This window comes from Myroides sp. 1354 (genome assembly GCF_030324495.1).
Lineage (GTDB): Bacteria > Bacteroidota > Bacteroidia > Flavobacteriales > Flavobacteriaceae > Flavobacterium.
In genome coordinates this window covers 1-11,889 of sequence record NZ_JACAGN010000011.1, presented here as the reverse complement: position 1 = coordinate 11,889, position 11,889 = coordinate 1, and the positions used below count along the sequence as shown (strand labels likewise).

The following is an 11,889-nucleotide window of genomic DNA, read 5'->3' as shown; positions in this document are numbered from 1 at the left end:
TGTCTTTTTATCGCGTAGATATTGAATTGAGTTGCATACTATGACCGAAAAAGTCATAAATTTGTTTATAATGAATATTGTACAGCAAATACAGGAACCAATTAAGGTAGAAATGGAACTCTTCGAAAAGAAGTTTCATAAGTCTATGGCAACGAAAGTTGCACTATTAAATCGAATCACTTACTACATTGTAAACCGAAAGGGAAAACAAATGAGACCAATGTTTGTTTTTCTTGTGGCTAAAATGGTACATGAAGGTGAGGTCAATGAACGTACATATCGCGGAGCTTCCGTGATAGAATTGATTCACACCGCTACCCTTGTGCATGATGATGTGGTTGATGATAGCAATAAACGCCGTGGATTCTTCTCTTTAAATGCCTTATGGAAAAATAAAATCGCAGTGTTGGTTGGCGATTATTTATTGTCAAAGGGACTCTTGTTATCCATTGACAATGGAGATTTTGATTTATTGCGCATTATTTCAGTAGCCGTTCGCGAAATGAGCGAAGGGGAATTACTCCAAATTGAAAAAGCCCGTCGTTTAGATATCACAGAAGATATTTATTACGAGATAATCCGTCAAAAAACAGCAACGCTAATTGCCGCTTGTTGTGCGCTTGGTGCAGCATCTGTTCAACCCGATAACGCGGAATTAATCGAGAAAATGCGCAAATTTGGCGAGGTAATCGGAATGGCCTTTCAAATCAAGGATGACTTATTTGATTATACCGATGGGCCAATTGGAAAACCAACTGGAATTGATATCAAAGAACAGAAAATGACCTTGCCACTAATTTATGCACTCAATACTGCATCGAAAGAAAAACGCAAATGGCTCATTAATTCAGTAAAAAATCACAACGAAGATAAACGCAGAGTAAAAGAGGTCATTGATTACGTCAAAGAAGCTGGAGGATTAACTTATGCTACAGAAAAAATGATTGCTTATCAACAAGAAGCCTTGCAGTTGGTTGAAAACTTTCCTTCTTCTCCATTTAAAGAAGCTTTGATTACGATGGTAAATTATGTAATTGAACGTAAAAAATAGTAAAAAGAGAATGATTCGGCAAATAGGATATAAAATTCTCTGATAAAAGAAATAAAATAGAATTGTAAATATAAAAAATTGTGATTTATATTTAGTTTTATTGCTCAAAATACTGTATCTTACGAAGGATATGAATGAGGATCAGACGTTGAAAAAACGAATGAAACTTCGGTATTGTTTCGACATACCAAAAAAATAAATGGACTTCATGTTTGTTTCTTACCCCTTCTAGGATAATGAACATATTTTAAATTGTACAACAAGCCCCACAACTGGGGCTTGTTTGTTTTTATACCTGACTGAAAACCCTAATATAAAAGGGAGGTCAAAAAATAATAATAAAAAAATCACTTGCTATCCCAACCTTTTTATTACTTCTTGCGTCTATATAGTAGATGAACCACCAAAATCAACATAAAATGAAAGGATTATTACTACTTATTATCAGTTTAGTCGATGCCATTGTTTCTTTTGTCACTCAATTTATTGCTTAAAGAAAAGCAAAAGCCTTTTATAAATTTTAAATTTGGCAGTGTTAAATAGAAATGAAATTGATACGATTATACCCTAAAAAGATAGAAGATTATATTGAGGACTTGCGGCGTGAAAAACGAGGCGCACAGCAAGAGGTCTATCAATTACTTTCTGGAAAAATGCTGAGTATTTGTAGACAATATATACAGGATGTGCACTTTGCGGAGGATGTGATGATCAGCGCTTTTATGAAGGTATTTACAACCATGAACAAATACGAGAACAAAGGAAGTTTTGAAGGGTGGATTAGACGCATTATGGTCAATGAATCAATTTCTTTTTTAAGAGCACAAAAAAAGTTGACCTATGTGGAGGAATACGATGATGTTGTACAGGATTTAGTCAGTGAATATGAAGGAGATTTGTCTTTAGAGGAAATACAGCAACTAATCGATCAATTGCCAGAAGGATGTAGAACCATATTCAATCTCTATGTCATAGAAGAATACAAACATCAAGAAATAGCAACCATGCTGCAGATTAGTGAGGGAACATCAAAATCACAACTCGCACAAGCACGTAAGTTATTACAACAACAATTAGAGCACTTAAAAAATCGAGGTTTATGGAATGGAATAAAATAGAGAAAGATTGGAAAAAGCAATTGGATGAACAATCCATTGCTCCTTCAGCTGCTGCCTGGGATAAACTGTCTCAACAATTGGATAAGCGCGAAAAGAAGAAAAAAAGAGGAGTAATTACAACCTGGATTGGGATTGCAGCTTGTTTGGTTGTAGGAGGAATGATTGGGTTGCTATTATTGAAAACGGAACCCTCTATTGAGTTCAATGGAATTGATTCGCCTACTGTAGAACAGCAACTAGTTATAGAGGAAGTAAAGGCAGAAGACGTCTTTTCGGAAGAGAATGAAGTAAGAACTGTGGACAAAGACCTGAGTGTATCGCCTCGAAAAGAGAAAGAAAGGATTGAGATTAAATCAATAGCTCAGATTGAAAATACAACATCAATACCAACAATCGCCAAAAGAGAAAAAATGGATTCTTTGATTATTGATGAAATTTGGGTAAAGAAACCCCAACGTAAAGTAGTGGTAGATAGTAATAATCTGCTCAAACAAGTAGAAGGGGAAATTGAGGTGGAATATAGAGATACGAAATTGAAAAAAATTATTGAAACTACAAGGAAAGCTGTAGTAGATTTATCAGATAGTAGATATGAAAAATAAGATGAAATATAGTATAGCTTTTCTCGCTTTTTTATGGATAACCACAGGTTATAGTCAAATTAGAATAGAAAGAGAAGGCGAACATTTAGAAGAAAAGGAGAAAATTTCTAAGGCGACAGATCAATCGTTAAAAGCATTTGATTATAAAGTAAGTCAGATTGCGGTGGATATTCAGAATACAACAGTGAGAGAAAAGGAGCATTTGCGTATTCGAGTAGATTCAATCAACAATCTAATCGAGACTAATGTTTTGACAGAGGAGCGTGGCCAAACGCTCAAAAGCAAATTTGCCAAAGAGGCTTCGGACCGCATTGAAAAAGAAGTGGTACGTATGCAAGATAGCTTGACGAATGTCGTACAGAGTCGTGTGAATTATGCGATGAAAAACGGGGAGTTTTTAAAAGTTGCCGATACAACAAAGCGAGCAGCTACCATTATGATTGGAGGAACTTACGATAGTCATCAAAAAAAGGGAGAACACATTTTGGGTGAGCGCCGAAGTAATCTTCGTGTACAGTTGATGTATGGAATAAGTAATTTGGCTACAGATGGAGCTTTTGCTAATTCAGAAATACGCTATATTCCGTCAAATTTTGTGCAATTTGGATTGCACGTAAAAACAAGGCTGTTAAAGCACAGTAATTTATTGTATCTGCGTTATGGAATCGCTTGGGAATATAGCAATCTAAAACCAAGCGGACATCGTCTTTTTGAGGTGCAAAATGGACAAACTGTATTGGCTGACTACGATGAGCGATTTACAAAATCAAGATTGGCTTTGGGTTCTTTTCAAATTCCCATTTATTTAGAGTTTGATTTTACACCTAAGAAAATAGATAGCAAAACGGGAAGAGCTTATTTTCTTTCAGAAAGAAGTTTGCGTTTAGGTTTTGGTGGTTATGTGAATTTTGGCAATAGCAGTGGTAAACAAGTATATCGTTATAAAGATCAAGGCACTTATCGCGTAAAACAAAGAACAGATTTAGATATAGATAAAACTAGATTTGGAGTGGGAAGCTATATAGGATATCGCTCTTGGGCTGTACAATTCCAATATGAGTTGACACCGTTATTCAAACACAATACCATAGAGCAAAAGGTGTGGTCGTTAGGACTACGTGTGGATATTTAATAATAGTAAATTGCGGATCAAATTAATCTAGAAAAAAATAATAGATAATATAAGATACGGTAGAATTCATTATAAACAAAAAACAGATCAATCATTTACCAATAGAAAAGAAGTTGTTTTACTATAAAGCAACTTCTTTTTTTATCTTTGTGGAACAAATGTAACGTATGATTTCCAAAGCAACCATTGATACCGTTTTTGATACTGCTCGAGTAGAGGAGGTAATTGGCGATTTCGTCAATTTAAAGAAAGCAGGGGCAAACTATAGAGGATTGAGTCCTTTCGTCAATGAAAAGACCCCCTCGTTTATGGTCTCGCCAGTCAAGCAAATTTGGAAAGACTTTAGTTCGGGAAAAGGAGGAAATGCCATTACATTCTTGATGGAACACGAGCATTTTTCCTATCCAGAAGCCATTCGCTATTTAGCGAGAAAATATGGCATTGAAATAGAAGAAACCGAACAAACCGATGCGGAGAAGGAACAGCTGAACGAAAAAGAAAGTATGTTCATCGTGTCGGAGTTTGCTAAGAATTATTTCGAAGACATTTTGATGAATTCAGAGGAAGGACGAGCGATAGGACTTTCTTATTTTAAAGAAAGAGGATTCACATCTGATACGATTAAAGCTTTTGGCTTAGGATATTCACCCGATAAATGGGACGCCTTTACTGAAGAAGCTTTAAAGAAAGGATACTCTTTAGACTATTTAGAGAAAACAGGATTGACCATTGTCAAAGAAGACAAGCGTTTTGACCGTTTTAAAGGACGCGTCATGTTTCCTATTCAAAGTATGTCTGGTCGTGTTTTGGGATTTGGAGGACGTATTCTCACCAATGATAAAAAAGCGGCTAAATACCTCAATTCGCCTGAAAGTGATATTTACCACAAGAGTAAGGTACTTTATGGAATCTCACATGCTAAACAAGAAATAGCTAAAAAAGACAATTGTTATTTGGTAGAAGGGTATACGGATGTTATTCAAATGCATCAAACGGGGGTAAAAAACGTTGTAGCTTCTTCTGGGACGGCTTTGACTCCGGATCAAATTCGATTAGTCAGTCGTTTGACACAAAATATTACCATGCTTTTTGACGGTGATGCAGCGGGAATTAGAGCGTCTTTTCGCGGGGTAGATTTAATTCTCGAAGCAGGGATGAATGTGCGCATCTGTCCATTACCAGATGGAGAAGACCCCGATAGCTTTGCACGTAAACATACATTAGAGGAGTTAGAAGCTTATTTCGAAGCGAATTCAACCGACTTTATTCGCTTTAAAGCAAACGCACTAATGGAAGATTCCAAAGGAGATCCCATTAAAAAAGCAGAAATTATTCGCGATATGGTGACGAGTATTTCTAAAATACCCGATCCAATTAAACGCGAAATTTATATCCAGGAATGTTCTCGCATCATGGATATATCAGAAGAGGTCATTTTTAGTTCACTAGCGCAAATCAGTAAGAAAGATCTTGCCGACGCTAATAAAAAGTTTACCCAAGAACGCCAGCAAATGGAAGTGGTGCACGCGGAGAAACAACAGGAAGCTGTTGCAGTTGACGCATTGTATTTACTGGAACAACGCATTATCGAAATTTTGTTGCTTTATGGAAATGAAGAGGAACAATTTGTTGAGTTAGTTTTTGAAACCAATGAAGAGGATGAAATCGTAGAGGTGGAACATAAAATTGTACAAAAAGTATACGAAAAAATCTATTTGAGTTTACAAGAAGATGAGGTTCAATTGACGAATCCAATTTTTAAAAAATTATACGCAGATATTATGGAGTATTACCATAATAATAGTTGGAGTTTAGAAGCTTATCTCAAACGTCTAGATGGAGAACTTTCAGGACAGGTAACCTCTATCTTAATGGAAGAAGAAAAAGAAAATCTGCACAACTGGGAAAGTCAGAATATTTTTGTCAAACAGAAGAAAGATGGAATTGGCCAATATACTACAGAAACAATTCTCACACTTCGCATGCACTTGGTTAATACTATTATTGAAAAGTATAAGAGTAAACTAGGAGGAGTAGAACAAGATCGCGCCTTCGAAATACTTGGAATTATTATTGATTATTCTGCTTTAATGAATACTTTCTCTAAACGATTAGGACAAGTTACCACGCGATTTCGATTATAAATATAAACCTCATTGGATGATGAGGTTTTTTTTATTCCTTTTTTTGTTATTTCTGTATTGAAAGGAACAAAAAAACAAAACAAAGGGTTGAAATTCCTTTCTTTATTAGGTAGGATAAGAAAAAAAATTCCGTTTTTTTAAAAAAATACAACTTTTGTTGTTTTTAAAATTTTGATACAGAATCAGGGGGTGAATATTATTTTTTTATATATTTGTTTAGGTATTATTACTTTTTTTAAGAATATAAATTAGATGATGAATGGAATTCGGATTGTCGTTAAATATTTTTCGATTTGTTAAAGGGAATACAACTCTTTTCTTGTGATTTTATTAGTAAGTAATTTGTTGTCTCAATAATATAAGAAAAAAAAATAAAATAATCACTGTATTTTTATCATATCCTAATTTTTATTCTAGCACTATTTTTGAAGTATAAAACAAATAGAAACCGCATTTGAAGAATTGAATGCTATATATAGAACAAAAAAATTTAAGCATATGAAAGATACTAGAAGAGAACACGACTTTTTAGGTGAATTAGATATTCCTAATGATAAATACTACGGTGTTCAAACATTCCGCGCTGTTGAGAATTTTAATATTACAGGTATAACCTTAAATCACGAAAAAGGGTTAATCAAAGCCTTGGGAGAAGTGAAAAAAGCGGCAGCTTTAGCAAATAAAGATTGTGGTGTATTAGATCCAAAAATCGCAGATGCGATTTGCTTTGCTTGTGATCAAGTGATTGCAGGAAAATATGACGATCAATTTGTAAGTGATTTAATTCAAGGTGGAGCGGGGACTTCTGTAAATATGAATGCCAATGAAGTAATTGCCAATGTTGCCTTGGAATACTTAGGACATAAAAAAGGAGAATATCAATATGTACACCCAAACAATCATGTGAACTGTTCTCAATCAACCAACGATGCATATCCAACGGCATTTCGATTGGCATTATACTACAAATTAGACGGATTCTGTCAAATTATCGCCAATTTACAAAAAGCATTTGCTGCTAAAGGGGAACAATTTAAAAATGTACTTAAAATGGGACGTACTCAATTACAAGATGCGGTTCCTATGACTTTAGGACAAGAATTCAATGCTTTTTCTACAACAGTTGGTGAGGATTTATTGCGTTTACGCGAAGCTCAACGTCTAATCTTAGAAGTGAATATGGGAGCTACAGCTATCGGAACAAAAGTAAATGCGCCTGAGGCTTATCCTGAATTATGTGTTCAATATTTAGCGAAAGAAACAGGTTTGCCTTTAGTATTATCTCCAGATTTAATTGAAGCTACAAGTGATACAGGAGCTTATGTACAAATCATGGGTACAATTAAACGCGCCGCAATCAAAATTTCTAAAATATGTAATGACTTGCGTTTGTTAAGTTCTGGTCCGCGAACAGGATTCAATGAAATTAACCTTCCTGCTCGTCAACCTGGATCATCTATTATGCCAGGAAAAGTAAATCCAGTTATTCCAGAAGTGGTAAACCAAACTTGTTTTTATGTAATCGGACAAGATTTAACACTGACCATGGCGGCTGAGGCAGGACAATTACAATTAAACGTAATGGAACCTGTTATTGGATTTGCTTTATTTACTTCACTAGAGTATTTAGGAAACAGCTTGAATACGTTAATCGACAAATGTATTGTGGGTATTACAGCAAATGAGGCACATTGTGCTGATTTAGTTATGAATAGTATTGGTATTGTGACACAATTAAATCCAATCCTTGGGTATGAAGTATGTGCAAGTGTAGCAGGAGAAGCTTTGTTATCAGGAAAAAGTGTGCATCAAATCGTGGTGGAGGAAAGAAAATTGATTACACAAGCCAAATGGGATGAAGTATATTCTCTGGAAAACTTAATTCACCCGAAATTAATCGTATCCTAAACTAAATCACACAGACTATGAAAAAGATCATCAACGTATTATTTGTTGTATTACTTGTTTTTCAAGTACAGGCACAAACGAAGCAACACAATCAAGCAGCAAAAGAATTACCTCGCGTAATTATCTTAGCTACTGGAGGAACAATTGCTGGGGCAGGGGAGTCTTCAACGAAGGCTGCATATACTGCTGGAAAAGTGCCTATTGACGATTTGTTGAATGCAGTACCACAGATGCACAATATTGCTAAAATTAAAGGAGAGCAAATTGCTCAAATTGGAAGTCAAGATATGAATGTTGATACTTGGTTGAAATTGAGTAATCGCATCAATGAGATTTTTGAAAAAAATGAAGCAGATGGTGTTGTTGTAACACATGGAACAGATACACAAGAAGAAACCGCTTATTTTTTAGAACTAACTGTGAAATCGTCAAAACCAGTTGTTTTAGTTGGGGCAATGCGTCCTTCAACGGCCATGAGTCAAGATGGAAATAGAAATTTATTGGATGCTGTGATGGTCGCAGCTTCTCCTAATAGTAAAGAGGTAGGGGTTGTAACGGCTATGAATGAAGAAGTGTACGCCGCAAGAGATGTTACCAAAACGGTAACCACAAATATCGCTACGTTTAAATCGAGAAATTTCGGCCCCATTGGATTAATCTATGATGGAAAAGTGAATTATTACTATAAAACACTGCGTTCACCGGAACAAAAATTCGATATCAAAGGGCTGAAAAAATTACCTCAAGTAGAAATTGTCTATGGTTATGCCGATGCAAGTCCAAGAGCAGTTAATGCAGCTATCGAAGAAGGAGTGAAAGGAATCGTTTATGCCGGAATGGGAAATGGTAACTTCAATGCACCTGTTGGAGAGGCTTTAGAAAGAGCAGCTAAAAAGGGAATTGCAGTTTGTCGATCAGCTCGTGCAGGTTCTGGAAGAGTCACCCTATTCAATGAAGTAGATGATCAAGCATTAGGATTTGTAGTTGCGGATGATTTGAATCCACAAAAAGCACGTGTTTTATTGATGTTAGCATTGACTAAGACCAATAATCAAAAAGAATTACAAGATATTTTCTTTACATACTAAATCCCATCGAGTACATCAGAAGGGACATGGAAAGGGGGAGCGTACAGAACACGATTTGTTGTTCGCTCCCTTTTTTGTACCCATTGATGAGCTTGAAACCTTAAAATAAAATGCTATGTTATTGATTCAGTTTGCAATTTTAATTGCTATGATATTAATCGGTTCCCAAATGAAAGGAATTGGATTAGGAGTGATGGGCATGGTGGGATTACTCATTTTTGTTTTTATCTTTCAGATGAAACCTGGGGATCCTCCTATTGATGTAATGTTAGTGATTATGGCTATTGTCTCTACTGCGGCTACTTTACAAGCCTGTGGTGGATTGGATTATCTCGTGCGATTAGCAGAACGAGTAATTCGCAGTAACCCCTCAAATATTGTATTTATTGCGCCATTTACGGTTTATTTTTTCTGCCTTTTTGCAGGAACTGCCCACTTGTTATATTCTTTATTGCCTATTATCGCTGAGGTGGCTACAAAAAAGAGAATCCGACCAGAACGCCCTTTGAGTGTTTCTGTAATCGCTTCCCATTTAGCTATTACTGGAAGCCCAATGAGTGCCGCTACTGCTGCCTTTGCTGGTGCAAGTATTCTCGCTTACCCAGGCGCTTTAATTGACATCATGAAAATTTGTATCCCCGCTTGTTTAATCGGAATATTGATTACTTGTTTAGTGGTGTTGAAAAAAGGAAAAGAATTAAATGAAGATCCTATTTTCTTAGAAAAAATGAAAGATCCTGAATTTGCAAAAAGTTTAGATGCTGATGAAGATGCCTCAGGAAATAAAAAACCATTAAAAAAAGGAGCAAAAACATCGGTAGTCATTTTTGCAATTGCTGTATTGTTAATCGTTATTGCTGGAGCGTTTCCTCATATCTTACCTCAATTCGAACCTGGTGAAGCTAGTTTGGTTGTGAAAGCCAATGGTGAATTGCAAATGGTGAGTGTGATTAGTATGATTACCTTAACTGCTTCCGCCTTGATGATGCTTATTACAAAAACAAGTGCTATAAGTGTGACCAAAGTAAGTTTGTTCTCTTCTATGGCTACTGCAGTGGTTTCTGTTTTTGGAGTGGTTTGGATGAGCGCAACCTTTATGTCGCATAATGAAGTTGTCATTAAAGGTTTCTTAAGTGACATTGTTACGCTTTACCCTTGGACATTTGCTATCGCAGTCTTCATCTTGGGCGCTTTGATGTTCAGTCAGGCGGCAACAACAAAAACAATGATGCCGCTAGGAATGGCGTTGGGTGTTTCTAATCCCGCATTAATCGCTATTTTCCCAGCTGTAAACGCAGATTTTGTATTGCCGGGGTATCCAACGTTACTGGCAGCTATTAACTTTGACCGAACTGGAAGTACAAAAATTGGAAAATTCGTAGTGAACCACAGTTTTATGATCCCTGGATTAGTTGCAATCGTAGTGGCTATTGCCGCAGGTTTCTTACTCGGATCGTTTTTACTCTAGTGGACACTCACCTTAATATATAAGCTATGAAAAAAATCTTGTTATTTCTCGCGTTCATTGTGCAAGTTGGTGTATTTGCACAAGAAACACAAACCAGTACAGATACTATCTCGAAACCCTTATTACCCGTAGAGAAAATCGACTTGTTGAAAAACGTAGATATGATTTTTAATATGCGTTTTGCTAACGATAATACGTTTCACGATGGTAAATTTCAAGAATCGTCCTTTAGTAATAATCAATTTCGATTAGAGATAAAAGGTAAAATACACGAAAAAGTCTACTTTAGATTTAGAGATCGCTATACGAAGAGTACTGATCCAGGAAGTAGAGATAATATAAGCAGATCGACAGATATGGCATTTATTGGAGTGGCCTTATCTCCAAAAACCCAATTGAATCTCGGTAAGATGAGTGCGGACTGGGGAGGATTTGAGTTCGATTTAAATCCAATCGATATCTTAGAGTATAATGATATCTTAGAATATGCAGATAATTTCTTGACAGGGGTTGGTCTTACTCATCAAGTTTCGAATAACCACTCTTTTGGATTGCAAGTTTTAAACTCGCGTGTTTCGGATTTTGAAGATGTATATAAAGGACAGATGCCAGAGGGAATTGAGAAAGCAAAAGCTCCTATGGCTATTGTAACCAATTGGAGAGGTAGTTTCTTTGGAGGTAAATTTGAAACCATTTATAGTTATAGCTATTTCCAAGAAGCAAAAAATAGAGGAATGAATTATTATTCTTTGGGAAATAAATACCAAGACGGACGTTTTAAATTAATGTATGATTTTAAATACAGTAATGAAGGATTAGATCGAAAAGGTATTATTACAGGAATGATTCCGGGTGATGATGTTGCTGCACAACAAAACGTATCTTACTTAGAAAACTGGATTAAAGCAGAATATTTGGTAACGCCAAAAGTAAATGTTACGTTGACTTTGATGAATAATAATGCGTATGCTAAAAATTTAGTAGCAGAAGATAGTGGGGTTAGTCATATTCGTTCTAGTTATGGGTTCATTCCAACTGTCGAATACATGCCTTTTAAAAATATGAATATTCGATTCTATGCTTCTTATGTGGGTAGATATTACAACTATTCAAGTTATGCTAAAGAACATTTAGGTCAAGAAAATTACAACACAGGTCGATTAAGTGTTGGATTTATTGCACCGTTATTGATTTTTTAAAAATCATTGCACTTCGTTTGTACAGAAAGCTTCCTTCGGGGAGCTTTTTTTGTTTGAAGTTTCTTTTTCGAATGGGAGCTATTTTTTCTAAATAGGAGGGCTGATAGCTATCTGCCCTTTTGCATGAAAGATGATTTTATTTGATTCTCTCCTTATATATAGATAAGAGCAAATGGAAA

At 35.7% G+C, this 11,889-nt stretch carries 9 protein-coding genes; all 9 read left to right on the top strand.

The features are described from left to right. Window positions 1–70: 70 nt before the first annotated feature. Window positions 71–1,051 carry a polyprenyl synthetase family protein gene (locus HX004_RS11790; RefSeq protein ID WP_286442734.1) on the top strand — a complete coding sequence of 327 codons (981 nt, stop codon included), beginning with the start codon at window positions 71–73 and terminating at the stop codon, window positions 1,049–1,051. A gap of 545 nt (window positions 1,052–1,596) precedes the next feature. Continuing rightward, on the top strand, window positions 1,597–2,169 hold the full coding sequence (locus HX004_RS11785; protein ID WP_286442733.1) for an RNA polymerase sigma factor: 573 nt from the start codon (window positions 1,597–1,599) through the stop codon (window positions 2,167–2,169). After that, window positions 2,151–2,771 carry a hypothetical protein gene (locus tag HX004_RS11780; protein WP_286442732.1) on the top strand — a complete coding sequence of 207 codons (621 nt, stop codon included), beginning with the start codon at window positions 2,151–2,153 and terminating at the stop codon, window positions 2,769–2,771. Before HX004_RS11785 ends, HX004_RS11780 begins: the two co-directional genes overlap by 19 nt. Window position 2,772: 1 nt before the next feature. Then, window positions 2,773–3,903, top strand: coding sequence for a hypothetical protein (locus tag HX004_RS11775; RefSeq protein WP_286442730.1), 1,131 nt, complete (start codon window positions 2,773–2,775; stop codon window positions 3,901–3,903). Window positions 3,904–4,070: 167 nt separating this feature from the next. Beyond that, the gene (dnaG, locus tag HX004_RS11770; protein ID WP_286442729.1) at window positions 4,071–6,047 is read left to right on the top strand and encodes a DNA primase; all 1,977 of its coding nucleotides are present in this window, start codon (window positions 4,071–4,073) and stop codon (window positions 6,045–6,047) included. A 498-nt stretch (window positions 6,048–6,545) separates the two neighbouring features. Beyond that, window positions 6,546–7,955, top strand: coding sequence for an aspartate ammonia-lyase (gene aspA / locus HX004_RS11765; protein WP_286442728.1), 1,410 nt, complete (start codon window positions 6,546–6,548; stop codon window positions 7,953–7,955). Window positions 7,956–7,972: 17 nt separating this feature from the next. After that, complete coding sequence (locus tag HX004_RS11760) at window positions 7,973–9,043, top strand: type II asparaginase (RefSeq protein WP_286442727.1); 1,071 nt, start codon at window positions 7,973–7,975, stop codon at window positions 9,041–9,043. 115 nt (window positions 9,044–9,158) lie between these two features. Continuing rightward, window positions 9,159–10,511 (top strand): anaerobic C4-dicarboxylate transporter family protein, encoded by a 1,353-nt coding sequence (locus tag HX004_RS11755; protein WP_286442726.1) that lies wholly within the window; start codon window positions 9,159–9,161, stop codon window positions 10,509–10,511. A gap of 26 nt (window positions 10,512–10,537) precedes the next feature. After that, complete coding sequence (locus HX004_RS11750; protein WP_286442725.1) at window positions 10,538–11,710, top strand: porin; 1,173 nt, start codon at window positions 10,538–10,540, stop codon at window positions 11,708–11,710. Window positions 11,711–11,889 lie beyond the last annotated feature (179 nt).